Consider the following 26,063-nt stretch of genomic DNA (forward strand, 5'->3'; position numbering starts at 1 on the left):
TCGAGCCTCGTCGTCGTGTTGACGGCGGGCGTGCTGACGTATGCCGCGGTGTCCTCCAAGGGGGAGACGGTCCACGAGACCGACCTCGACGACGGCAGCGTGTGGGTGTCGTCGTCGAAGGACGCCCGGTTCGCCAGGGTCAACAAGGCGGTCGGTCAGTTCGACGGGGGCATCGCCACGTCGGGCGGTTCCGGTGACCCGCTCGACATCCTCCAGGACGACAACGCGGTAGCCGGCCTGGTCCTCGGCTCGGGGTCGCTGACCCCCATCGACACCAGGGCCAACCGGGTCGCCGAGGGGTCCGGGGTCTCGGTCCCGGCTCCCCAGTCCGGCACCAACCAGCAGGTGTTCGTGCCGCGCACCGTGGACCTGCGCGGGGGGACGATCGCCACTGTCGACCCCAAGACCGGCAAGGTGTGGGGACAGCCCTACTCCCCCGACACGGGCCTCTCGACGCTCGAAGGGCTGACCGCCGGGGCCAAGCCCCTGGCCACCGTCGGGGCGACCGCGGCCGTCGCGGTCGACGTGCTGGGCGGCATCCACGCCGTGTCCGGCGCGACCGGCAAGGTGGTCTCCATCCCGCGCACACCGACCGGTTTCGGCAGGCCGGTCACCGACTCGATCAAGCTGGAGTCGGCGAAGGTCGTCGACATCACCGCGGTCGGGACTCGCTGGGTCGTCTACAGCGCCGGCGACGACAAGCTGTGGGCGAAGGGCACCCGAGAGGCGGTCGACGCCGGGACCACCCGCACCGAGGGCCAGCCCGCGTACGCCGCCCTGCAGCAGCCCGGCCCCGACGCGGAGTCAGTGGGGCTCCAGGACCCGACCACCTTGCGCCTCATCGGGATTGTTGGCGAGGGCGGCACCGGCGGGGTCGAAGTCACCTTGGGCGGCAACGAGACGCCGCCCATGGTGTCGCGCCCGCTGAGGACGGGGGCCTGCATCCACGCCGCCTGGGCGAGCACGACCGTCAACTACTACGGCAAGGACTGCGGGTCGGAGCAGCCGCAGCCGGCCGTCTCCATCCAGCGCCAGACGACCGAGGGCGTGAAGAACGGCGTCGCCCTGCGCACCAACCACGGCCTGGTCGTCCTCAACGACCTCGACGGCGGTGAGGTCTGGGACCTCGACGGCAAGCCCAAGAAGCTGGACGAGTGGGACTCCCTCATCCCGCCGCCGCAGAAGGAGGACCAGAACAAGAAGAAGGACAACATCATCGACGAGACGTCGGTGGCCCAGCCCCCCAAGGCCGAGGACGACAAGCTCAAGGCCCGCCCGGGGCGGGTGTCCAAGCTGCACGTCCTCGACAACGACACCGATGCCGCCGGCTCGGTCCTGGCCATCGACCCCGGCGACGTCTCCCGGGTGGACGTGACGGGCGTGACCGCGAGCGTCGCCGCAGACGGCCAGAGCATCGACGTCTCCGTCCCGGACAACCCGCAGCGGCAGTCGTTCTCCTTCACCTACAAGATCAACAACGGCAAGTCGCCGCAGAAGGACGAGGGCCGGGTGACCGTGACGCTGGTCGCCGACGAGGTGAACGGCCCGCCGGTGCTGCGTCCGGGGACGGCCAACCCGTCGCGGAAGGTGTACCCCGTCAACGCGGGCAAGCTGCTCCCGGTGCAGGTCATCGGGGACTGGCGCGACCCGGAGAGCGATCCGCTCACCCTGCAGGCGTCGGCCGCCGGCTCGTCCGTGGACGGCATGGGCCGGTTGAACGTGCTCGCCCCGATGAAGGCGGGAACCCAGGGCGTGGAGTATGCCGTGGGGGACGGCCGTGACACCAGCAAGGGCACGGTGTCGGTCCAGGTCCTCGACCCCGACGAGCCTCTCGTCAAGCCCCAGAGCCGGCCCGACGTGGTCCGTGGCGTGGTCGGCAAGCCACTCCAGCTCGAGCCGCTCGGCAACGACATCCCCGGCGCCGACCCCACCGAGCCGGACGCCAGGCTGCGGCTCTCCCGCGAGCTCCAGTCCTCCAGCGCACTGGCCGTCGACACTAACCTCGACACCGGCGTCGTGACGGTGACCGGCTCGTCCGCGGGCACCTTTGAGCTCAGCTACGGCGCCCAGGTCGGCGGCGGCATCGACGCCGGCCGGATCCGCATCGACCTCATCGCCGATCCCGACCCGAACGCCCCGCCGGTCGCGGTCCCTGACTCGGCCACGCTGCGCGACCAGACGCCGGTGCTGACCGACGTGCTGGCCAACGACTACAGTCCGCGCGCCGACGTCCTGGTGACGCGATCCGTCACCGTGTCGTCGGAGAACGGCTGGCTGCGACCGTCCATCTACCAGGGTCGATGGGTGCGGATCGAGGCTCTCGACCCGGCCGCGACCGGTGGGAGGCCACGCACCGGCACGGTGAGCTACACGATCAGTGACGGCGCCAAGACGACCACCGGCGAGGTCGCGGTCACCCAGCTCCCCGCCGACGACCGGTCCACCCCGGTGGTGCAGGACGACGTCGCCGTGGTGCGCGCACAGGACTCGGTGACCATCCCGGTGATGGACAACGACAGCATGGCCGACGGCATACCCCTCGTCCTCGACCCGGCCAGCGTCAAGGTGCTCACCGGCGCCGGCTCGGCGTTCGCCTCGGGCAACGTCGTGCGGTTCGTGCCGAAGAACCGGAATCCGGCCACCGCGGAGCCGGTCACGGTGGAGTACGCGGTGTACCCGATCGGCGCCAGGGAGAAGGCGACCACGGGCCGGGTCGGCATCACGGTCATGCCGTTGCCGACGCAGGCCACGCCGAACCAGCCGCCCGTCGCTCGCAGCTTCTCCACAAGTGTCGTGGCGGGAGACCCGCTCACGATCACGGTCCCGAGCTCCGGCGTTGACCCGGACGGCGACAGCGTGACGGTGGACGGGCTCACGGGTGTCGAGGGTGGCGCCGTCGACCTCAGGTACGGTCGGGTCACCGGCTTCGGCCCGTCGACCATCAAGTACGAGGCGTACCCGACCGCGGCCGGGACCGAGGTCCTCAACTATGTCGTCCGCGACCGGTTCGGGTCGACGAGCACCGGTTTCGTGCGGATCGGCGTGGTGCAGCCGGGCGACCCACAGCCGCCGGTGGCCGTCGAGGACGAGGTGCGGGCCAGGCCTGGCAAGTCCGTCACCGTCGACGCCACCCAGAACGACCTCATCGCCCGCGGCGACAGCGTCGAGCTGCTCTACAAGGCGCCGCACAACCCCGACGCCGAGCTGTCCAGGTGGAAGGTGGACGAGGCCAACACCTACTTCAGCACCAAGGTCCCCGACGCCAAGGCCGGCGTGCAGGTGGTCAACTACGGGATCTCGAACGGACTGTTCGACCCGTCCAAGTCCACCATCACGGTCATCCCGGATCCCTCCGCGAAGAACCCGCCGATCGCTGTGGACGACACGGCCAAGCCCGAGGAGGGCGAGGCCAGCACGGTCGTCGACGTCCTGGCCAACGACCGCGACGTGGACGGGTCCCGCGAGTCGCTCAAGGTCTCGGCCGTGCTCTCGCCCGACGGCACCATCGTCGAGGACGGCACCAAGGTGCGGGTCACGGTGAAGCCCTACCCGTACACCGTTCCCTACGTCGTCACCGACCAGGACGGCTTCACCGGGATGGCGCTGATCCACGTGCCGACCGGCGAGTCCGGTCTCCCGTTCGTCGTCTCCGGCGCCCTGATCGAGATGGACAAGGACGCGACCAAGAAGGTCGACCTGGCCGACTACGTCAAGTCCCCACGCGCCCGGGTCGTGAGCATCACCACCGGTGACAACGTCAGTGCCTCCCCGGCCGACCGGCTCAGGGCCGAGGCAGACGGCCGCTCCGGCCTCACCCTCACCTCGTCGGGCGGTTACGTCGGGCCGGGCTCGGTCATGCTCGAGGTGAGCGACCAGGAGAAGGTCGAGCAGACCGACTTCAAGACCACGTACGTCTCCATCCCGGTGCAGGTCGGGCCGAAGATCCCGTTGCTGCGGTGCCCCAACTACTCGGTCCGCCTGAATGCCGGTGGGCTGGCGCGCAGTCTCGACATCCCCACCCTGTGCCACGCCTGGGTCCCGGTCGGGATGGTCCTCGACGACGTCGTCTTCGAGAGCTCGTGGAAGACCGAGTCCAAGGGCGTCAGCCTGACCCGGTCCGGCACGGGTGACCGGACGGTCGAGCTCGAGGCCGACGACCGCGCGCCGAGCAGCATCGACGGCCGCCTGGCCGTCAAGGCGCGAGGAGGCCCCGAGTCGCTCATCGCGGTGTCCGTCCTCGGGGTCGACGGCGGCGCCGTGGACGCGGACGGCAACCCGCTCCCGACCCTCGGACCACCTCGGTTGCGACCCTTCGCCGTGACCGGGCTCGAGGCCGGTTCGTCGGCGACCGTCGACCTGCGCGGCTACCTCGACTCGCCGCTGGAGAGCCCGGACTGTGCGATCTCGTCCGCAGCACCGTCGTCGGGGTCGGGGTTGAGCACGTCGTTCTCCGGCTGCACCCTGACGGTCCGTGCCGCCCCAGAGGCGCGCGGCAATGCCACCGTCACGGTGGCCGCCACGGACGGACCGCCCGGGCGCAGCGCCACCGGTCGCGGCACGGTGACCATCCTCGGCACACCCGACCCCCCCACGGGCGTCGCCGCCGAGGCGGACCGGGTGAGTGGTGGGTTCGCCCGCGTCCGCTGGGCGCCCCCGGCCGTCGACGGCGGAAGCCCCATCACCCGCTACGTGGTGACCACCCACGGCTCGGGCGGGACGAAACAGAACTGCACCGCATCGCCGTGCACCATCCAGGGCCTCGAGAACGGCGAGTCGTACACCTTCACCGTCGCGGCCGTGAACGCGATCGGCACGAGCAAGGAGGGCGGCCCCAGTGGTGCGGTCGTCCCGGACAGCCTGCCCAACCCGGTCAACGGGGTGCGCATGGCCGGCCGCGGTGACGGCTCGCTGACGGTTGCCTGGACCGCCCCGGAGAAGAAGGGCAGCGACGTCACGACCTACCAGGTGAGGGTCAGCGACACCACGTCCGGCTCGGTGCGCAGCCAGGAGGTCGCGGCCCCCACGCTCCAGGCGGCGATCTCGGGGATGGTCAACGACCACCAGCAGAGCGTGCAGGTGCGGGCCAAGAACAAGCTGGGCTGGGGCCCGGTCGGCAGCGCGGTGAAGATGCAGTCGGCCGGCACCCCTCCTGCCGTGCCTGCTCCCACCGTCACCAACGCCGGCGACGGGCCTGCCGACGGCTCGTCGCGCCTGACCATCTCGTGGCAGTCAGTGCGCCCCAACGGCCCACCGCTGACCCACTACACGGTCTACGAGAGCAGGAACGGCGGGGCCTGGCGGTCGATCGGGACGACGTCACCGGACACGCGCACCCTGGGTCACACGACGGTCTACGACGGTTCGAGCTACCGGTACGTGGTGACCGCCACGAACGGGGCGAACAAGGAAGGACCCCAGTCCAACCCGACGGCCTTCTCGTCGGTGGGCGCCCCCGAGGTGCCGGGACGCCCGAGCGCCACCACGCCGCAACCCAACGGCGACGTCGTCGTGCGGGTGTCGGTGGGCGACTCACGGGCGACCGGCTTCACCCAGCTGCAGTGGCGCACGGCCGGAAGCACCGGCAACGTGTCCTGCGGTTGTGCCGAGGGCTCGATCAGGCAGTTCACGATCCTCGATGTCGGCACCGCCAACGACCACAACGTCCAGGTCCGGGCCTACAACGGCCGGAACTGGTCGAACTGGTCCGCCGACAGCAACCCGTACCGGACGTACCACGCGACGCCGGCGCCGAGCAGCTTGTCCTCCAGCCGCAACGGCAACGACATCACGTGGACCTGGAACAACCGCACCGACGGTCGCAACATCGAGACGGTCCAGATCTCGATCAACGGCGGTGGCTGGCAGAGCTTCGGTGGGGCCAAGGAGTCCCACAGCATCAACGGCAGCGCCGGCAACACCTACGGGCTGCGCGTCCGCACGATCGCCAACCGGCGCATTGGTGACGCAGACTCGCCGAACTGGTGGACCAGCCCCGTCGCCGGGCCGGCAACGGAGTCCATCCCCGACCCGAAGCCGACCCTGACCGTGTTCCAGGACGGCTACGGCAGCGACCCCGGCGGCACGGACTCGTGTCGCATCTCGTGCGAGAAGGTCGGACTCAGGATCGCCAACTACCCGCCGAACCGCTCCTACTCGGTCGTGTGCTCGCACACCAAGAACGGCACGTTCACCTCAAGCGAGAAGCTCCGGACCAACGGCAGCGGCAACGGCTACACGTGGTACGGGTCCTGCCTGTTCAACAAGAACGGTGGCACCGTCACCGTCACGGTGGGCCCCGACTCGGACTCCGCTCCCTGGTAGCGCTCGGGCCACTCACGAATCGTCAAGCACAACAACGGAAAGCGACAGACATGACCGTCACCAACGACCAGGCCCAGTGGTTCGCGCAGGCCTTCACCCGGATGGTGGACAACTGCGACCGCGCCGTCCTCGGCAAGCAGCACGTGATCCGCCTGGCGCTCACCTGCATGCTGTCCGAGGGGCACCTGCTGCTCGAGGACTTCCCGGGCACGGGCAAGACCCAGCTGGCGCGCGCGATGGCGGGCACGGTGCAGGGGACCAACAGCCGCATCCAGTTCACGCCGGACCTGCTGCCGAGCGACGTCACCGGCGTGACGATCTTCGACCCGAGCAAGCAGACCTTCGACTTCCACCCCGGCCCGATCTTCGCCAACATCGTGCTGGCCGACGAGATCAACCGGGCCTCGCCAAAGACCCAGTCCGCCCTGCTCGAGGTGATGGAGGAGGGCCGGGTCACCGTCGACGGCACCCCGCACCCCGTGGGTGAGCCGTTCATGGTCATCGCGACCCAGAACCCGATCGAGCAGGCCGGGACCTACCGGCTTCCCGAGGCTCAGCTCGACCGGTTCCTGATGAAGACCAGCCTCGGCTACCCCGACCACGAGGCGACGGTCGCCGTCCTCGCGGACGCCAAGACGCGCGACCGCACCAAGGCACTCGAGGCCGTCGTCACGAGCAACGTCGTGGTCGAGATGGCCAAGCTTGCCGACGAGGTCCACGTCGACCCGGCGATCCTCGCCTACGTCTCGCGGATCGCCGAGGAGTCGCGGCGTCACGTGAGCATCAAGCTCGGCCTGTCCGTCCGAGGCTGTCTCGCCTTCGTGCGTTGCGCCAAGACGTGGGCTGCCAGCCAGGGTCGCACCCACGTCATCCCCGACGACATCAAGCTGCTGGCCCACCCCGTCCTCTGCCACCGGCTGCTGCTCACGGCCGAGGCGCAGTTCGCCAACATCACGGTCGACCAGGTGATCACCCAGATCCTCGCCGGGGTCGCACCGCCCGCGGAGCGAGTCGCCTGAGCATGAGCCAGCAGGACGCGTCCGACGCCGGGCAGTCGGCGGAGCACACCACTCGGCGCGCCGACCTCAAGAGGGGTCGGGGCCGCCGGCGTGCCGGCGTGCCCGCGTCGTCCCCCCTGAACCCGCCACCGTATGCCGCGTCGCCGGGTGCCGAGGGCAGCAGCGCCACCCGCCCGCGCCGCCTCCCCAGCCTGCCGACCATCACGGTCACGCGGCCGAAGCTCCCGGCTGTGGTGACCCGGGCGGGGGAGCGTGTCGGCGGTGCGGTGGCCGAGCGCAGCGGACCTCTGCGCGAGGCCACTCGCCCGGTGTGGCAGCCGGTGGTGGAGTTCCTACGGTGGGTATCGCCACTGGGGTGGAGCGTGTTGGCGCTCGGCCTGCTCTGCTGGGTCGTCGCCGCGGTCGCCGACTGGGACGAGTGGGCGGTGATCGGGCTCGCCGCGATGGCCCTGCTCGTCCTCTGCGTCCTGCTCGCGGTCGGGCGGACCCGCGTGCGGGTCGACACCGAGGTGGACCCGTTGCGGGTCACCGTGGGAGAGCCCGCCTCAGGCCGGATCGCGGTCACCAACGAGTCGCGCCGCGGCATGCTGCCGCTGCTCGTCGAGCTACCGGTGGGGGTGACCGCCGCACGGTTCACGCTGCCGGCCCTGGGCTCAGGCAAGGCGCACGAGGAGCTGTTCGTCGTGCCGACCGAGCGCCGCGGGGTCATCCCCGTGGGCCCCGCGTCGACCGTGCAGGGCGACCCGCTCGGCCTGGTCCGCCGGACGTTGCGGTGGACCGACGTGACCGAGCTCTACGTCCACCCGCGCACGATCTCCCTGGAGAGCCTGGGGTCCGGGCTGCTGCGTGACCTCGAGGGCGAGACCACGCAGGAGATGTCGATGTCGGACCTCGCGTTCCACGCGTTGCGTGAGTACCAGCCAGGTGACGACCGCCGCTACATCCACTGGCGGTCCTCCGCGAAGGCCGGCCGGCTGCTGGTGCGGCAGTTCCTCGACACGCGCCGGTCCCACCTGACCATGCTCGTGGACGCCGACCCAGCGAAGTACCGCGGCGGCGAGGTCGACGCCGAGACGGCCATCTCGGTCGCCGCGTCGCTCGCGATCCGGGCGCACCTGGACGAGCAGGACTTCACCGTGCTGTGCCGGGGTGCCAGCGCGTCACGCACCAGCGCATCCCTGGCGCTCGACGAGCTCTCCCGGGTCGAGCTCGGCCCCAGCGACATCTACGCCCTCGCCGGAGATGGTCTCGCGCTCGCGCCGGACACGTCGATGGCGGTCCTCATGAGCGGCACGAGCACGCCCTTCCTCGAGGCGCAGCGGGCGCTGGGCAGGTTCGAGAGCGAGGTCCTCAAGGTGGCGCTCACCGTCGACGACCGGCAACCGATCGGGGTCAAGAACGTCGGGGGCATCATCTTGATGAACATCCACGGACTCACCGACCTGCGTGCGGTGCTGGCGGGCGTGATGGCGGCATGACCGCGAACCCGCTGCAGGCACCGCGCGCCTCGATGCTGCCCCAGGAGCGCACTCGCGCTGACCGCGTGGCCGAGCACCGTGCGGCGCTGCTGCCGACCCGCGACGACCTGGTCGACGTCGCGTTCACCGTGCTCCTCGTCGGGCTGGGCCTCATCGGGTTCCGCACCGTCTTCTTCGGCTGGGAATGGGTCGTCGCCGCCATCGGCGGCGTCATGCTCGGCCTGCTCGTCACCCACGTCGTCACGGCATACAGGCTGCCGGCGGTGGTCACGCTCGTCGGCCTGGCCGTCGCGTACTTCGTCTTCGGCGGCCCGCTCGCCCTGCGCGAGCACCTGGCGCTGGGTGTCTTCCCCACGGGCCGCACGCTCCGCGATCTCGCGAGCACGGCGGTCCACGGTTGGAAGCGGCTGCTGACCCTGCTTCCCCCGGTCGACTCCACCGTGGACCTGCTCGCGGTCCCGCTCCTCGTCGGCCTGGTCGGGGCGGCGGTCACCTACGGCGTCGCCCGCCGCTCCAGTCGGCCGTATGCCGGGGCGCTGGCACCGCTCGCGGTGCTCGGCCTGGTCATCTTGCTCGGCACCCTCGAGCCGGCGTCCCTCATCGCGCAGGGCGCCGTCTTCGCTCTCGGCCTCATCGGCTGGCTCGTCGTGCAGAGCACCCGAACCCGGGCCCCGCTGCACAACGGCGCCGGCCGCGGGGCCCGCGTGGGCATCGGCACCGGGCTGCTGGTCCTGGCCGGCGTGGTCGGGCTGGTCGCCGGGCCCGCGCTGCCCGGCACCGAGTCCGAGCTGCGGCGGGTGGCCCGCACCGAGGTGGTGCCGCCGTTCGACATCGCCCAGTTCGCCAGCCCGCTGGCCGGTTACCGCAAGTACACCGAGCCCAACGAGGCCGCCTTGTGGGACCGTCCGCTGCTGACCGTGAAGGGTGCGCCGGCCGGGACGCCGCTGCGGTTCGCCACGCTCGACGCCTACGACGGCACCGTCTGGGGAGCCGGCGAACGGGCGAGCGAGAACTCTGCCGACCCCGGCACCGCCTTCCAGCAGGTGGGCTCCCGGGTCGCGGCCCGCGGCGGCGGGAAGCCCGCCACGGTGCAGGTGACCGTGCCCGAGGGCGGGTACACCGACGTGTGGCTGCCCACCATCGGCCAGGTGACCGGCGTGCAGTTCGGCGGCACCCGTCGCGAGCTGCTCTCCTCCCGGTTGTGGCTCAACATCGACACGAGCACCGCCATCGTCCCGGACCGGCTGCGCGCCGGTGACCGCTACGCGATGCAGGTGCTGCTGCCGACCCAGGTGGCCGCCGACAAGCTGCCCGACAACCTCACCCCAGCCTCGGGTGACCTCGTCCAGAACCAGGAGCTCGGCTTCCTCGACACCCGCATCGACGGCTGGACGGGGAACGCGGACGGCCCGTGGGCGCAGTTCAGGGCGATCGCCGCGGCGATGCGGTCAGATGGTGCCTACACCGACGGCGGCGCCAAGAACTCGGTCGAGAGCTACTACCTCGCAGGCCACTCGCGCGGTCGGCTCACCCGGTTCGTCGGCGCCACCCAGCTGGCCGGCAACGACGAGCAGTACGCCGCCACGCTGGCGCTGGCAGCCAACCGGCTGTCCATCCCGACCCGGGTGGTCATGGGTGCCGAGCTGCCCGAGGGGGGCGTCGTCCGCGGCCGCGACGTGCACGCATGGGTCGAGGTGCAGAACCAGACCGGGCAGTGGATCCCGTTGCTGTCCAAGACGTTCCTGCCCGACCGGAACCAGAAGCCCAATCAGCTGCAGTCCAAGACCGACCAGCAGAAGGTCGGGGCCCAGGTGCCACCTCCGGCCGGGGTGAACCCCCCGAGCGTGCTGCAGGGACCGGACCAGGCGCAGAACGCCGTCAACCTCAAGAAGCCGCCGAAGAAGCTCTTCGATCCTGCGTCGTGGCCCTGGTGGATGCGGGTCCTCGTCCTCTACGTCCTGCTGCCGCTGCTGGGTCTCGTCGGGCTCTACTGGGGGATCCGCGGGGCCAAGGAGTGGCGCCGCAACCGGCACGCCACCCACGGGCCGGCGGTCAAGCGGATCGCCTGGGCGTGGGACGACCTCATGAACACCGCGCAGACGTATGGCCACAAGGTGCCGAGGCGGGCGACCCGCATCGAGCAGGCCAGCTCGCTCCAGCGGGTGCCTGTCAGCCACGAGCTGGCGGTCGCAGCCAACGCCCACATCTTCGGCCCGGGTGAACCGGACATCGACCACGCCCGGGCCTACTGGGCGCAGACCCGCCAGGCCCGTGCCGACCTGCGCGCCCAGTGCGACTTCTGGCACCGGCTACGCGCCGACGTCGACCCACGACCGCTCTTCGCCCGCGGACCGCACCGTGACACCTCCCCCCGGCGTTCCCGACCTCCGATCCCGCTGACCTGAAGGGCCACCGCCTCGTGAAGCTGAAGTTCACGCTCCGCTCCGCCGGTGAGGTCGACACCGACCTCGCCGCCACGGTCGACGCCACCACGACTATCGGCCAGCTCGCCGAGTACCTCGTGGTGGCCGACCCGTCACGCGGTGGCGCGCCGGCGCAGGACGCGACCGGGCAGTTCACCCTGGCCCTCGTCGACGAGGACTACCGCGCCCTCGACCACCGGGCCACCCTCGCCGAGAGCGGCCTGCGGTCCGGCGTGCACGTGGCGGTGAGCCGGGCCCGCGACGGGTATGCCGACGGCGCCCGCGCCGTCGCCACGGCGGTCGTCACCGCCGGCCCCGACCAGGGGCGCGAGGTCCCGCTGGCGCCGGGCACGGCATACATCGGCCGCGGGCGCGGCTGCGAGGTGCGCGTCGCCGACCCCTCGGTCTCGCGCCGGCACGCCAAGCTGCTCGTCACCGACGTCGCCGAGGTCGTCGACCTCGGCTCCTCCAACGGCGTCGTCATCGGCGGCGACCAGGTCGACCGCGCCGTGCTGCGCACCGGTGACCGGTTCCGGCTGGGCGAGACCGAGATCGAGCTGCGCATGCTCGCTGGCGCCACCGGGGTCGTCGCAACGCGTGGGGTGTCGATGCCCTTCTCGCGCTCGCCGCGCATCGCCCCGCTCTACCGCGGCCGGCAGTGGCCGATCCCGGAGCTGCCGGAGCGGCCCAAGCCGGAGCGGATCCCGTGGCTGAGCGCCTTCGCGCCCGCCCTGTTCGGCGTGGTGCTCGCGGTGGCACTGCAGAACCTGTTCTTCCTGCTGTTCGTGCTGCTGAGCCCGATCATGATCTTCGCCCACTTCGTGGAGTCCCGGCGGCACGCCAAGCAGGACTACGCGGAGGCGATGACGCACTTCCGCGAGGACCTCGACGCGATGGTCGGCGCCCTGCGCGAGGAGCAGGAGCGCGAGGTCGCCGGGCGGCAGGCGGAGCACCCGTCGGCCGCCGAGGCGGTCGAGGCCGTGGTGGAGCGCAGCCCGCTGCTGTGGACCCGCCGGCGCGCCGACCCCGGGTTCCTCGAGCTGCGCCTCGGCCTGGGCACCCTGCCCAGCCGCAACCCCATGGAGCTGCCGCAGCTCGGCCGGGCCCGCGCGGAGGCCTGGCTCGAGACCTCCCGGGCCGTCGAGGGGCTCGGTGCCGTGTCGGACGTGCCCGTAGCCGGCCTGCCGCTGCGCACCGGTGCGCTCGGGGTCGCAGGCCCCAGGGCCCGGTCGCTCGAGGCGGCCCGGGCGCTGCTCGCCCAGGTGGTCGGTCTGCACTCCCCGGCAGACGTGGTCGTGGCCGCCTTCGCCTCACCCGCCACCGCGCGCGACTGGGACTGGCTCAAGTGGGTGCCCCACACGGCGTCGCCGCACAGCCCGCTCGGCCCGCGCCACCTCGCGAGCAGCGGCCCCGCCTGCGCCGGCCTGCTGACCGAGCTCGAGGAGCTCGTCGCCGGCGACGGCGACGCCGGTGCGGCTCCCGGGGCCGCACCCGTCGAGGACCCGCAGGGCTTCACCCCGCCGGCCCTGCCCGCAGACCGGCCCGCGGTCGTCGTGCTTGTGGAGGACGACGCACCGGTCGAGCGCAGCCGGCTCGTGCAGCTCGCCGAGAACGGCTGGCGCCACGGCGTCGTCGTCGTGTGGGTCGCCCCCACCACGCCGCTGCTGCCCGCCGCCTGCCGCACCTTCGTCGAGACCTCGGCCGACGCCAGCAGCGACACCGTCGGCTACGTCGGCGAGGCGGTCGTGCGCACCCCCCTCACCACCGACACCGTGGCGGTCGCCGACGTCGAGCGCGCCGCCCGGCTCATGGCTCCGGTGGTCGACTCCGGCGTGCCGGTCGACGACGACAGCGACCTGCCGCGCTCGGTCTCCTTCCTCAGCCTCGTCGGCCCTGAGCTGGCCGAGGCCCCGGGCGCCGTCATCGAGCGCTGGGGCGAGAGCCGCTCCATCCTCACCGGCCCGTATGCCGCGCCCGCGGCCGCGCGCGCCAAGGCCGGCAACCTGCGCGCCGTCGTCGGCCAGTCCACCCAGGGCACCTTCTCCATCGACCTGCGCGCCGACGGCCCGCACGCCCTCGTCGGCGGCACGACCGGTGCGGGCAAGTCCGAGCTGCTGCAGGCGTGGATCCTCGGCATGGCCGCGGCCCACTCGCCCCAGCGGCTGACCTTCCTGCTCGTCGACTACAAGGGCGGCTCGGCGTTCCGCGACTGCGTCAACCTGCCCCACACGGTGGGTCTGGTCACCGACCTCTCGCCCCACCTGGTGCGCCGGGCGCTCGCCTCGCTGTCGGCCGAGCTCCGCCACCGCGAGCACATCCTCGCGCAGCACAAGGCCAAGGACCTCGTCGAGCTCGAGCGGCGCGGCGAGGTGGCCGCACCGCCGAGCCTGGTCATCGTGGTCGACGAGTTCGCCGCCCTCGTGCAGGAGGTGCCCGAGTTCGTCGACGGCGTGGTCAACGTCGCCCAGCGCGGACGCTCGCTGGGCCTGCACCTCATCCTCGCGACCCAGCGCCCGGCCGGCGTCATCAAGGACAACCTGCGCGCCAACACCAACCTGCGGCTCGCCCTGCGGATGGCCGACGAGGCCGACAGCGAGGACGTGCTCGGCACCACCGCCGCGGCCTACTTCGACCCGGCCCTGCCGGGGCGCGCGGTGTCCAAGTCCGGCCCGGGGCGGCTCACGCCGTTCCAGACCGGGTATGCCGGCGGGTGGACCTCCGACGAGCCGCCCCGGGCCGAGGTGACGGTCGAGACGCTCGGCTTCGGCTCCGGCGTGCCCTGGGAGCGCCCGGTCGCCGAGGAGCACGGCGCCGCGGCCGCGGACCTCGGTCCCACCGACATCCAGCGGATCGTCACGCAGATCGGCACGGCGTCGCAGGAGGCCCAGATCCCCTCTCCCCGCAAGCCGTGGCTACCGGAGCTCGCGCCGGTCTACGACCTGGCCGCGCTGCCCACCGCGCGCCGCGACGACGAGTTCGTCTTCGGCGTCAGCGACGACCCCGAGAGCCAGTCGCAGCCGGTCATCAGCTTCCGCCCCGACGTCGAGGGCAACCTCGCGGTCTACGGCGCCAGCGGCTCGGGCAAGAGCGCGTTCCTCCGCTCGATCGCCGTGGCGGCCGGCTTCACGGTGCGCGGCGGGCCCTGCCACGTCTACGGGCTCGACTTCGGCAACCGCGGCCTGGCCATGCTCGAGGGCCTGCCGCACGTCGGCAGCGTCATCTACGGCGGCGACCACGAGCGCCTGGTGCGGCTGCTGACCATGCTGCGCGAGACCATCGACGAGCGGGCGGTGCGCTACTCGCAGATGAGCGCGGCCACCATCACCGAGTACCGCCGGCTCTCGGGGGCCCGGGACGAGCCGCGCATCCTCGTGCTGGTCGACGGCCTCGCCGCCTTCGCGCAGGCCTACGACAACGGCCCCGGCCAGAAGTGGGTCGACGAGCTCACCTCGATCGCGGCCGACGGCCGGCCGGTCGGCGTGCACCTCGTCGTGACGGTCGACCAGCGCAGCGGCATGTGGGGGACCCTCTCCTCGGCCGTCCAGCAGCGCGTCGTGCTGCGCATGGCCTCGGTCGACGACTACCTCAGCCTCGACGTGCCGTCCGACGTGCTCTCGCTCGCCTCGCCACCCGGGCGGGCGATCGTGCACGGGCGGGAGGTTCAGGTCGCCGTGCTCGGCGGTTCCGCCGAGAGCACCTCCCAGGCTCGCGCCATCAAGGCCTTCGGCGAGGCCGTGCGCCGAGCCGGTGGGTCGGAGGCAGCGCCCATCCGGTCGCTGCCGGAGCGCGTCGAGCTCGCCGAGTTGCCGGCGCTCGACGCCGAGGGTCGCGCCGTCGTGGGGCTCTCCTCGACGACGCTGCGGCCGGTCGGCTACGTGCTGAGGGGCCCGCACATGGTGCTCGGTCCTTCCGGCAGCGGGCGGACCACCGCCGTGCTGACGATGGTGCAGGCGGCCCGGCGGGCGCGCCCCGGCCTGCAGGCGTGGCTGTTCAGCCCGCGCAAGTCCGCGCTGACCCGGGCCGAGGGCCTGTGGGCCGGTGTCGCGATCGGGGCCGACGCCTGCGAGAGCGCCGCCGAGCGGCTGCGGGCCCAGGTGGTCGACGCCGGCGACGACGGTGCCTCGATGCTCGTCGTCGTCGAGCGGGCCCAGGACCTCGACAACAGCGGCTGCGAGGACGCCATCGCCGACCTCGTGCGCGAGTTGCTCGGGGCCGAGCAGGTCGTCATCGCCGAGGCGGACTCGTCGTTCTTCAACTCCAGCTACGGCCTGGCCGGCGGGTTCCGGGGGGGGCGCTCGGGCATCTCGCTCCAGCCCAACGGCGACGACTCGCAGGCGTTCTCGGTCGACTACCGAGGGGTCAGCGGGGACCAGGTGCTGGAGGGACGGGGCTACCTCGTCACTCGCGGCAACCCAGAGCTCGTCCAGGTCGCTCTGCCGGTTCCGTTGGGGCGCAACGGAATCTCAGGCGACCTCGACGGAACCCGCGTGCCGCAGCACACGGGGTAGCGGGGTGGGGAGTGCTCCCCATTGTTGTCACGGAGAGCCGCCCCTAGGTTTGACCACACCAAGGACGCGACAGGCACGCAGGTGCCTCGCAGGGAAGGAACGAGGGGAACCGATGGCTGGATTGAACCCGCCGGTCTGCCGCGCGCAGGCCGAGGTCCTGGAGAACCAGGCGCAGAAGATCAAGACGATCAGGGCCAACGTCGACAGCCTGGTCGAGGAGCTGAAGCAGCACTGGTGGGGGCCGGACTCCAAGCAGTTCGCCTCGCAGTGGGAGGGCACGCACAAGCCCGAGCTGACCAAGGTGCACTCGCAGCTGCAGAAGGTCGTGCAGGACGTGCGCCAGAACATCAAGCAGCAGGAAGCGGCCTCGGGCCACTGACCCGAAGCTCCGACCCGCACCGGGTCGGCTCCACCACCCACACCCGTACTTCAGCAGCGCAAGGAGAAGACCATGGCGACAGCAGAGGGCAACGCCGGAGGCAGCACCCAGTTCACCCACGGCATGGACGTCGCGCGGGTCGAGGACATCCTCACCCGCCTCGCCAAGGCTCGGCAGAACCTCACCGAGGTGCAGAGCAAGGCCGACGCCGCCGTGCGCAAGCTCGGCTCGAACTGGGGCGGCCCGGACGCCTCGGCGTTCCAGGCCCAGTGGCCCAAGCACTCGAGCCAGATCGAGAACGCGGTGCAGTCACTCGACCGCATGGAGAAGGCCGCCCGCAAGGACGTCCAGGAGCAGCGCCAGGCGTCCAAGGCCTGAGGCCACACCCGCCGGGCACGCGCCACGAAGGCCGTGCCCGGCCGGGCGGCACCACCACCACAACCACCGCCAGACGGCCTGAACACGAGGGGGAGCCATGGCAGAGCGCTACACGCACGGCATGGACCTGGGCCGCGTCCGCAGCATCGCCGACCGGCTTGCCGCCGCGCAGCGCGACCTTGCCGGGGTGTCGACCCGGGCCGACGACGCCGCGCGCCAGCTGCGCGAGGCCTGGCAGGGCGAGGACGCCCAGTCGTTCGCCCGGCGGTGGCCGGTGCTGCGCCAGACGCTCGACGACCAGGCGAGCGACCTCGAGACCCTCGTGCGCCGGCTGCGCCAGCAGGCCGAGGAGCAGGAGCGGGCCTCCGGCGTCGGTGGGAACGGCGACTCCGACGGCGACGGCATCCCGAACCGGCGCGACCGTGACCGTGACGGCGACGGCACGCCCGACACGCGCGACACCGACGACGACAACGACGGCACCCCCGACTCGCGGGACCCGGACCACCCCACCGTCAACGTCGACGCCGACGTGCCCAGGGACGGCGACGGCGACGGCTACGACGACACGACGGGCGAGGAGGTCGACACCGACGGCGACGGCACGCCCGACCTGCGCGACCCGGACTCTCCTCCCCAGGACCCGACGGGATGGAACAAGACCTGGGAGAAGGAGTGGGTCGACAACAACCCCCAGCACGAGGCCGACCTGCGCGTCGACGTGAGCCTGGAGCTCGGCAGCGTCGAGAAGGAGCTGTGGGACGCCTCGGTCTACGACACGACCTGGGGCGACGAGAACGGCACCCACGCCACGGTCGACCTGCTCTCCACCGAGGGCAGGTCCGAGGGCACCTGGTCGATCGACCGTGACGGCCTGACCACGGCTGGGGCGCTGACCGCTGGAGGCTACCTCGCCAAGACCAGTGGCGCCTGGTCCAACAGCCACGGCACCAGCGCGAGCGGTTCTGCCTACGTCGGCGGCGAGGCGAACGCCAAGGCCGGGCTCTCGCTGGGCCTGGACGGGGTGAGGGCCAACGCCGGCTTCGACGCCTTCGTCGGCGGCAAGGCGGAGGCCAACATCAACCAGGACTTCGGCCCGGTCGACGCCGGCGTCGGTGGCGAGATCTCCTACGGCCTCGGGGCCCACGCCGAGGCCGACGGCGAGTTCTCCGCCGACCGCGTGGGCGTCTCGGTCGACATCGGCGCCACCCTCGGCATCGGCGGCGGTATCGAGATCGACCTCGGCTTCGACCCGCCGTGGTGAGCCACGTGACCCCTGCCCCCGCACCGTACTCCCACGGAAGGCCTGAGATGACCACCCTGAGCTACCCGAGCGACCGCTTCCCGGCCCCGCCGTCGGTGACCCTCGACATCCCGGACGACTGGGAGCCGGTCTCCGTGCCCGCGGTCGCCCTTGCCGCCAAACAGAGCGGCGGACAGCAGGCGTTCACCGCCAACGTCATCGTGCGCCTCGGCACCAGGCCCGGCCTCGACCAGCCGGCCGACGCCCTCATGGAGCTCGCCGGAGCGGTGCAGGGCCGCCAGGACGCCACCGTCGGGGAGATGCAGCACGTCGAGCTCGGCGGGCTGCCGTTCGTGCGGGTCGACGTCGCCTGGACCGACCCCCGCGGCATCGCCATCCGCCAGCACCACCTGTTCACCGGCCTGCCGCGCGAGGACGGCCTGCAGGACTTCGTGCACCTCACCGGCTCGGTCGGCGGTCCGGAGGCCGACAGCGACGAGGCCGTCGTGATCAAGGTGCTCGAGTCGGTGCGCGTCAGCCGCTGACGGCTGGTCCGGGCCCGCGGCGGCTCAGACCGCGCAGCTCTCGCCCTCGCAGGTGGCGTCGCCGTCGGTGGTGACCATCTGCAGCGGGTGGGCCTCGCTCCACGCCTGGTTCAGGGCCTGGGTGAACAGCTCGGTCGGCTGCGCGCCGGAGATGCCGTACTTCCCGTCGATGACGAAGAACGGCACGCCGCGGATGCCGTAGGCCTGGGCCTGGGTGATGTCGGCCCGCACGTCCTCGGCGTGAGCACGCGACTCGAGCACCCCGCGGGCCTGCTCCTCCTCGAGACCCGCGTCACCGGCGAGGCGCACCAGCACCTCGCGGTCGCCGATCTGCTCTCCCTCGGTGAAGAAGGCGCGCAGCAGCCGCTCCTTCATGGCGTCCGCACGGCCCTGGGTCGCGGCGAAGTGGATGAGCCGGTGGGCGTCGAAGGTGTTGCCCGACTTGGTCTCCCGCCAGTTGAACTCGAGCCCGACCGTGGCCGCGTTGGCCGCGAGCGACTCCTGGGCGGCGACCGCCTGCTCCAGCGTCATGCCGTACTTCGCGGCGAGCCTGTCGACGGTGCGGCCCTCGGCGATGGCCGGGGCGCCCGGGTCGAGCTGGAAGCTGTGCCAGACGACCTCGACCTCGTCGCGGTGCGCGAACGACTCGAGGGCCTCCTCGAGCCGGCGCTTGCCGACGTAGCAGAACGGGCACACGACGTCTGACCAGATGTCCACCTTCATGGGACGGTCAACTACCTCCCCGCCAACCCCATTCCCGACTTTGTCTGCGCGACGAGCGCAAGACCCGCCAGCACCTCCCTCACCCGTTCCTGCCGCAGACGACGTCGGGGGTGCAGACAGCGGTATGCCGCCCGCTCAGGTGAGCGGGCGGCATACCGGGTGGTGCGGGGCTGGGAAGCGCTGGGTCAGCGCGTCCCTCAGCGCTCCTCGGTGCCGGCGATGAAGGCCTCGAGCTTGGTGCGGCCCTCGGTGTCCTCGCGCTGCACGGGCGGGGACTTCATCAGGTAGGACGAGGCGCTGATCAGGGCGCCGCCGATGCCGCGGTCCTTGGCGATCTTCGCCGCCCGGATGGCGTCGATGATGATGCCGGCCGAGTTCGGGGAGTCCCAGACCTCGAGCTTGTACTCGAGGTTCAGCGGCACGTCGCCGAACGCGCGGCCCTCGAGGCGCACGTAGGCCCACTTGCGGTCGTCGAGCCACGCGACGTAGTCGGACGGGCCGATGTGGACGTTCTTGTCCTCGATCTTGCCGGCCAGCGGGCCGTTGAGGTTCGAGGTGACGGCCTGGGTCTTGGAGACCTTCTTGGACTCGAGGCGCTCGCGCTCGAGCATGTTCTTGAAGTCCATGTTGCCGCCGACGTTCAGCTGGTAGGTGCGGTCGAGCGTGACGCCGCGGTCCTCGAACAGCTTGGCCATGACGCGGTGGGTGATGGTGGCACCGACCTGGCTCTTGATGTCGTCACCGATGACCGGCACACCCGCGGCCTCGAACTTCGCCGCCCACTCCGGGTCGGAGGCGATGAACACGGGGAGGGCGTTGACGAAGGCCACGCCGGCGTCGATGGCGCACTGGGCGTAGAACTTGTCGGCCTCCTCCGAACCCACCGGCAGGTAGGAGACCAGGACGTCGACCTGGTTGTCCTTGAGCACCTTGACGACGTCGACCGGCTCGGCCGCGGACTCCTCGATGGTCAGGGCGTAGTACTTGCCGATGCCGTCGAGGGTGTGGCCGCGCTGCACCGTGACGCCGGTGGTCGGGACGTCCGCGATCTTGATGGTGTTGTTCTCGGAGGCGTTGATGGCCTCGGCGAGGTCCTTGCCGACCTTCTTGTCATCGACGTCGAACGCAGCGACGAACTCGACGTCCTTGACGTGGTAGTCGCCGAACTGGACGTGCATGAGCCCGGGGACGGTGCCCGACGGGTCAGCGTCCTTGTAGTACTCGACTCCCTGCACCAGCGAGCTGGCGCAGTTGCCGACGCCGACGATGGCGACGCGCACGGTTCCCATGGAATCTCCTTTGGTTCTCATCAAGGGGTGTTTGACGGGTCTTGGGGGGCCGGGACGTCCTGCGTGCGCAGGCCCGGCTGGTTGCGCTCTGCGGTGATCAGCTCGGTCAGCCAGCGCACCTCGCGCTCGGCGGAGTCGAGGCCGTGGCGCTGGAGCTCGGCGGTGTAGGCGTCGAGCCGCTCACGGTTCTTGGCGGCCGCGGCGCGGATGTTGGCCAGCCGCTCCTCGAGGCGGCTGCGACGCCCCTCGAGGATGCGCAGTCGTACCTCCGCCTCGGTGCGGGCGAAGAACGCGAAGTGGACGTCGAAGGTGTCGTCCTCCCACGCGGCCGGCCCCGAGTCGCGCACGAGGGCCTGGAAGTGCTCCTTGCCCTCGGCCGTGAGCTCGTAGACGATCCGCGCGCGTCGGCTCCCGGCGGTGCCGGGGGTCGTGCCCGCTGGGGCGTCGGTGATCCAGCCGCGTTCGAGGAGGGTGCGCAGGCAGGGGTAGAGCGTCCCGTAGGACAGGGCCCGAAAGGCGCCGAGCGCGGCGTTGAGCCGCTTGCGCAGCTCGTAGCCGTGCATCGGGCTCTCGTGGAGGAGGCCGAGCACCGCGAAGGCCAGCAGGTCGGCGCGTCGGGGCATGAGGTCTCCTTCCGTGCAGGGCAGGGGGGTGGTTCGACGTGACAAACTCGAGGTATGTCAGGTGCAACCTAGCATCAGATATATCGGAGCGATATAGCCCGCGCGGGTCATCCGGGAACTCACCCGTCCGGATGGCCGTTCACCCACCCGGTGTCCCCGCGCCGCCTGACGGCGCGACCGCGTTCGTGGGCGGCGGGTCCGGCTCGGGGCTCTGTCCCGCTCGGTGGCGTGATTGTGCAGGTCAGGGGGCCTGTGGTCCACCTGCAGAATGACTACTTCCAGAAATCATGGTCATACTGAGGGACGGACCGTCGGCATCGACGGTCCGCCCGTGTGTCGATCGAGAAGGTTTGATGAGCACTCCACGTCCCAAGACGCGTGCCCAGGCGCCGAAGACGCGAGCCCAGGCCAAGGCCCGCCAGTCCAAGGCCAAGCAGCAGAAGCAGGGCTTCGACGGCCGACTGTGGGGGAAGCGCCTCGGCCTCGCCGCGCTCGGCGCTGCCCTGCTCGGCGTCATCGGCTTCTTCGTCGCCTACGCGTCGACCGACATCCCGGAGCCGAACGACCTGGCCGACGCCCAGGCCTCGGTCATCTACTACTCGGACGGCAAGACCGAGATCGACCGGATCAGCGAGGTCAACCGCGAGTCCGTCGAGCTGTCGAAGATCCCGAAGTCCGTGCAGCAGGCGCACCTCGCCGCTGAGGACCGCAACTTCTACGAGAACTCCGGCATCTCCCCGACCGGCATCGCGCGCGCGGTGTGGGTGGGGCTGCGCGGCGGGGCCACCCAGGGTGGCTCCACCATCACCCAGCAGTACGTCAAGAACTACTTCCTGACCCAGGACCAGACGCTGAGCCGCAAGGGCAAGGAGATCCTGATCTCGATCAAGATCGCCAAGCAGAAGTCCAAGGACCAGATCCTCGAGGACTACCTCAACACCATCTACTACGGCCGCGGCGCCTACGGCATCCAGACCGCCGCCAAGGCCTACTTCAACAAGGACGTCTCCAAGCTCAACGCAGCCGAGGGCGCCCTGCTCGCCTCCGTGATCCGGGGCCCGTCGTACTACGACCCGGGCCTGGGCGCCGAGCAGAAGAAGAACGCCGAGTCGCGGGTCGACTACGTCCTCGACGGCATGGTCGGCGAGGGCTGGCTCGACCAGGGGCAGCGCGCGAAGATGAGCTTCCCCAAGGTCGTGTCGTACAAGGCACGCCAGGGCGCCAGCGGCCCGAGCGGCTACCTCACCAACGAGGTGAAGAAGGAGCTGCGCACCAAGCTCAAGCTCACCGACGCCGACATCGACCGGGGCGGCTACAAGATCGTCACGACCATCGACAGGAACGACCAGAAGGCGGCGGTCGCCGCGGTCGAGAAGCGGATGCCCAAGGGCAAGGGCGCCGAGGGCCTGCGGGCCGGTCTCGTCGCGATCCAGCCGGGCAACGGCGCGATCAAGGCGATGTACGGCGGCGAGAACTACCAGAAGGTGCAGTTCAACGCCGCGGTCGACGCCACCATGCAGGCCGGCTCGACGTTCAAGGTCTTCACCCTGATCGCCGCCCTCCAGGAGGAGATCAGCACCAAGACGAAGTACCCCGGCCAGAGCCCGCAGTTCTTCGAGGAGTTCAAGAGCGAGGAGAACCCCGAGGGCGAGGTCGTCAACTTCAGTGACGAGACCTTCGGTCGGATCGACCTGCGCTTCGCGACCGCGCACTCGGTCAACACGGTCTACTTCCCGCTCAACGTGGAGGTGACCCCGAAGAAGACCAAGGCCGCGGCGATCTCGGCCGGCCTGCCCGACGACAAGACGGCGGCCGCCCGAAAGCAGCCCAAGCTCGGCGAGAACTACGCCAACGTGTTCGGTACCGACGACGTGCGGGTCATCGACATGGCCAACGCCTACGCGACCATCGCCGCGAACGGCGTCCGGGCCACGCCGTACCTCATCGCGTCGGTCAAGGGCGGCCCCGGCGACCTCGACTACAAGGCGAAGATCAGCAAGAAGGCGGTCTTCGACAAGGACGTGATGGCCGACACCATCGACGCCATGACCGAGGTCGTCGAGGACGGCACGGGCACCTTCGCCAGCCGGCTGGGCCGGCCCGCTGCCGGCAAGACCGGCACCACCAGCGGCAACTACGCGGCTTGGTTCGACGGGTTCACCCCGCAGCTGGCCACCGCCGTCGGGATCTACAAGGACAAGGACGGCACCCCGCAGCCGATGAACGAGGTCCCCGGCCTCTTCGGCCCGGGCACGTCGGGCGAGCTCACCGGTGGCACCGTCCCGGTGCGCATCTGGACCGACTTCATGGAGGGCGCCCTCAAGGGCGAGAAGGTGCTCGAGTTCCCTGAGCGGGCCGGTGTGGGCGACGAGAAGGTGCCGACCCCGACGCCGACGCGCACCTCGTCCTCGACCACGACCACGACGACCACGACGACCACGACGACGACCACCCGGCCCACGACCAAGACGGATACGCCGAAGCCGACGAAGACCAACAGGCCGCCCAAGCCGACGCTGACCACCGTCGAACCGACTCCCAGCGAAACGATCCTCCCTGGCGGCGGCCAGACCACTGCGCCGTGACCGGTCAGGGGGGTGACGGCGCGCTCGCGGTGGTCGGGGGCCCGCTGGGACGCCATGCCTCCGCCCGGGCCCGGTCCTGGCTGGCCACCGTCACGCCCCTGCTGGTGCTCTCGACGGCGATGGTCGGCCTCGGGGTCGCCCAGCGCGGTCACTGCGTCGCCAACGGGTGGAACGGCACCGACCAGTTCTGGCGTGCCTGCTTCTCGGACCTGCCGGCGCTCTACCGGCTCGGTAACCTCGACGCCGGCCTCGGCGGCTACCTGACCGGCACGGCCTCGCTCGACCACCCGGTGCTGACCGGGAGCCTCATGGCCCTGGTGGGGGGACTGGTCCCTGACGGCGGTGTGCTCGAGCAGACCCGCTGGTACTTCCTGCTGTGGGCGGTGCTCGCGGCTGCGCTCGTCGCCGCCACGGTCTACCTCACCGCGGCGGCGCGTCCGCGGCACGCAGCCGACGCCGCGGTGGTGGCGGCGAGCCCGCTGCTGGTGATCTCGCCCCTGGTCTCCGCCGACGTGTTCGGCGTCGCCCTGGTGGCGGCGGGGCTGTGGGCGTGGTCGAGGCGCTGGCCGGTGCTGGCGGGGGCGCTGCTCGGCCTGGCGGCCACCGCCCGCACCTACCCCCTGCTGGTGCTCCTCGCGCTGCTCCTGCTGGGCCTGCGCAGTGGCCGGCTGCCGGTCGTGGGCCGGGCGCTCGCGGGGGCGGGCGCCGCGGCCGCCGTGGTGATGCTGCCGTTCCTGGTCTCGAACCGCGACGCCGTCACGGCCCCGTTCACGGCCTGGGCCGGTGGCGGCGCGGGCCTGGGGTCGCCGTGGATCATCCCCCAGCTCCTCGGGCACCCCCTCCCGGAGGGGCTGGTCACGGCCCTCGCCGTCATCGGTGTGGTCGCCGCGGTGCTCGCGGGCGCCCTCCTCGCCCTCGGCGCGAACCGGCGACCGTCGGTCGCGGAGGTCTCGGTGGTGCTCGTGGGCGTCGCCCTGGTCACCGGCAAGAGCTTCCCGGTGCAGGCGTCGCTGTGGCTGCTGCCCCTGCTGGCGCTGTGCGGCCTGCGCTGGCGCGACCACCTGCTCTGGGCAGGGGCCGAGGCGATGCACTTCGCCATGGTGTGGCTCTACATCGGGGGCATGAGCAAGGCCGACCGCGGCCTGCCGGCCCCCTGGTATGCCGTGTTCCTGGCCCTGCGCGTGGCGGCCGTGCTGTACCTCGTCTGGCGCGTCTGGCGCACCGCCTCCGCGCGCCCGGCCGAGGAGCCTGCTGAGGAGCTGGCCGAGGAGCCGGTGACGGACGAGGCCGACGAGGACGAGCTCGCTGGCGGCTTCGCCGGTGCCCGCGACCAGCTCATCGTCCGCATCGGCTGACCGGCCCGTGGAGCCCGGGGTTGTGGATGACCGATTACGCCCAGTCGCCCGCTGCGGGTACCCTTGTCAGGTTCCCCCGCGGCATACGCACAAGCGGTGCCTGACGGGGGATCGCACTGCAACCCTCCTGTCACGGAGAGACCGTGACCGCTAAAGACCAAAGGAGGCGGGTTACAAGCATGCGTCAGTACGAACTCATGGTCATCCTCGACCCGGAGCTCGACGACCGGACGGTCGCTCCGTCGCTCGAGAAGTTCCTCACCGTCGTCACCAAGGACGGCGGCACCGTGGACAACGTCGACATCTGGGGTCGTCGTCGTCTCGCGTACGAGATCAAGAAGAAGTCCGAGGGCATCTACGCCGTCGTCAACATGACTGCTGAGCCGGCCACGGCCAAGGAGCTGGACCGCCAGCTCAACCTCAACGAGTCGGTCATGCGCACCAAGCTGCTGCGCCCCGGCGCCTGACAGCCCACGACACACACCTGAACCACCACCCGACAGGGGGATCCGCTTCATGGCTGGCGACACCGTCATCACCATCATCGGCAACATCACCGGGGACCCGGAGCTGCGCTTCACCCCCTCCGGTGCTGCCGTCGCGAACTTCACCGTGGCCTCCACGCCGCGCGCGTTCGACCGGCAGAGCAATGAGTGGAAGGACGGCGAGACGCTGTTCATGCGCTGCTCCGTGTGGCGCGACGCAGCCGAGAACGTCGCCGAGTCCCTGCAGCGCGGCACCCGCGTGATCGTGTCCGGCCGCCTGAAGTCTCGCTCCTACGAGACCAAGGAGGGCGAGAAGCGCACGGTCATCGAGATGGAGGTCGACGAGGTCGGCCCGTCGCTGCGCTACGCGACCGCCAAGGTCAACAAGACCCAGCGCGGTGGTGGCGGCGGCGGTGGCTTCGGCGGCGGCCAGCAGGGTGGCGGCTGGAGCGGCCAGCAGGGTGGCGGCCAGCAGGACGACCCGTGGGCGACCGGTCCCTCCGGTGGCCAGCAGGGCGCCCCGCAGCAGGGTGGCCAGCAGGGTGGCGGTTGGGGCGGCGGCGCGCCGTCCTACGACGAGCCCCCCTTCTGATCCGCTCCGGTTCAGGACCTTCCGGTATGCCGCGTGCGCGAGCGGGCGGCCATGCCACCAGCAAGACGTAAGAACACCATCCCTGGGACACCAGGGCTCATCCGCTGAGTTGCTCAG

The 26,063-nt window shown here is 71.3% G+C and carries 16 protein-coding genes; 13 read left to right on the top strand and 3 right to left on the bottom strand.

Annotated elements, in window-relative coordinates; translation table 11 throughout:
- Window positions 1–15: 15 nt before the first annotated feature.
- From P2F65_RS09010 to P2F65_RS09050, 9 genes are all read left to right on the top strand, one after another.
- Window positions 16–6,321, top strand: coding sequence for a fibronectin type III domain-containing protein (locus P2F65_RS09010; RefSeq protein WP_275806123.1), 6,306 nt, complete (start codon window positions 16–18; stop codon window positions 6,319–6,321).
- A gap of 50 nt (window positions 6,322–6,371) precedes the next feature.
- Window positions 6,372–7,340, top strand: a complete 969-nt coding sequence (locus tag P2F65_RS09015; protein WP_275806124.1) for a MoxR family ATPase — start codon at window positions 6,372–6,374, stop codon at window positions 7,338–7,340.
- A gap of 2 nt (window positions 7,341–7,342) precedes the next feature.
- Entirely contained in the window at window positions 7,343–8,818 is a 1,476-nt protein-coding gene (locus tag P2F65_RS09020; protein WP_275806125.1) for a DUF58 domain-containing protein, read from the top strand.
- Entirely contained in the window at window positions 8,815–11,223 is a 2,409-nt protein-coding gene (locus tag P2F65_RS09025; RefSeq protein WP_275806126.1) for a DUF3488 and transglutaminase-like domain-containing protein, read from the top strand. Before P2F65_RS09020 ends, P2F65_RS09025 begins: the two co-directional genes overlap by 4 nt.
- Before the next feature lie 14 nt (window positions 11,224–11,237).
- Window positions 11,238–15,749, top strand: coding sequence for an FtsK/SpoIIIE domain-containing protein (locus P2F65_RS09030; protein ID WP_275806127.1), 4,512 nt, complete (start codon window positions 11,238–11,240; stop codon window positions 15,747–15,749).
- Window positions 15,750–15,861: 112 nt separating this feature from the next.
- Window positions 15,862–16,128: a WXG100 family type VII secretion target gene (locus P2F65_RS09035; RefSeq protein WP_275806128.1), complete on the top strand. Its 267-nt coding sequence runs from the start codon at window positions 15,862–15,864 to the stop codon at window positions 16,126–16,128.
- Window positions 16,129–16,200: 72 nt separating this feature from the next.
- Entirely contained in the window at window positions 16,201–16,506 is a 306-nt protein-coding gene (locus P2F65_RS09040) for a WXG100 family type VII secretion target (RefSeq protein WP_275806129.1), read from the top strand.
- Between the two features lie 97 nt (window positions 16,507–16,603).
- Window positions 16,604–17,770, top strand: coding sequence for a hypothetical protein (locus P2F65_RS09045; protein ID WP_275806130.1), 1,167 nt, complete (start codon window positions 16,604–16,606; stop codon window positions 17,768–17,770).
- Window positions 17,771–17,817: 47 nt separating this feature from the next.
- Entirely contained in the window at window positions 17,818–18,294 is a 477-nt protein-coding gene (locus P2F65_RS09050) for a hypothetical protein (protein WP_275806131.1), read from the top strand.
- 24 nt (window positions 18,295–18,318) lie between these two features.
- Here the strand turns inward: P2F65_RS09050 and P2F65_RS09055 are convergent, their stop codons facing one another.
- The 3 genes from P2F65_RS09055 to P2F65_RS09065 form a co-directional block, all read right to left on the bottom strand.
- Complete coding sequence (locus P2F65_RS09055) at window positions 18,319–19,017, bottom strand: DsbA family oxidoreductase (RefSeq protein WP_275806132.1); 699 nt, start codon at window positions 19,015–19,017, stop codon at window positions 18,319–18,321.
- 197 nt (window positions 19,018–19,214) lie between these two features.
- Window positions 19,215–20,306: an inositol-3-phosphate synthase gene (locus P2F65_RS09060; protein ID WP_275806133.1), complete on the bottom strand. Its 1,092-nt coding sequence runs from the start codon at window positions 20,304–20,306 to the stop codon at window positions 19,215–19,217.
- A 20-nt stretch (window positions 20,307–20,326) separates the two neighbouring features.
- Window positions 20,327–20,929 (bottom strand): PadR family transcriptional regulator, encoded by a 603-nt coding sequence (locus P2F65_RS09065; protein ID WP_275806134.1) that lies wholly within the window; start codon window positions 20,927–20,929, stop codon window positions 20,327–20,329.
- Window positions 20,930–21,282: 353 nt separating this feature from the next.
- Here P2F65_RS09065 and P2F65_RS09070 point away from each other — a divergent pair, with 353 nt between their 5' ends.
- The 4 genes from P2F65_RS09070 (at window position 21,283) to P2F65_RS09085 (ending at window position 25,946) form a co-directional block, all read left to right on the top strand.
- Window positions 21,283–23,514, top strand: a complete 2,232-nt coding sequence (locus P2F65_RS09070) for a transglycosylase domain-containing protein (protein ID WP_275806135.1) — start codon at window positions 21,283–21,285, stop codon at window positions 23,512–23,514.
- On the top strand, window positions 23,511–24,869 hold the full coding sequence (locus tag P2F65_RS09075) for a glycosyltransferase 87 family protein (protein WP_275806136.1): 1,359 nt from the start codon (window positions 23,511–23,513) through the stop codon (window positions 24,867–24,869). Before P2F65_RS09070 ends, P2F65_RS09075 begins: the two co-directional genes overlap by 4 nt.
- Before the next feature lie 179 nt (window positions 24,870–25,048).
- Window positions 25,049–25,336, top strand: a complete 288-nt coding sequence (rpsF, locus tag P2F65_RS09080) for a 30S ribosomal protein S6 (RefSeq protein ID WP_275806137.1) — start codon at window positions 25,049–25,051, stop codon at window positions 25,334–25,336.
- Window positions 25,337–25,385: 49 nt separating this feature from the next.
- Complete coding sequence (locus P2F65_RS09085; RefSeq protein ID WP_275806138.1) at window positions 25,386–25,946, top strand: single-stranded DNA-binding protein; 561 nt, start codon at window positions 25,386–25,388, stop codon at window positions 25,944–25,946.
- The last annotated feature ends 117 nt before the right edge of the window (window positions 25,947–26,063 follow it).

Source organism: Knoellia sp. p5-6-4 (assembly GCF_029222705.1).
GTDB lineage: Bacteria > Actinomycetota > Actinomycetes > Actinomycetales > Dermatophilaceae > Pedococcus_A.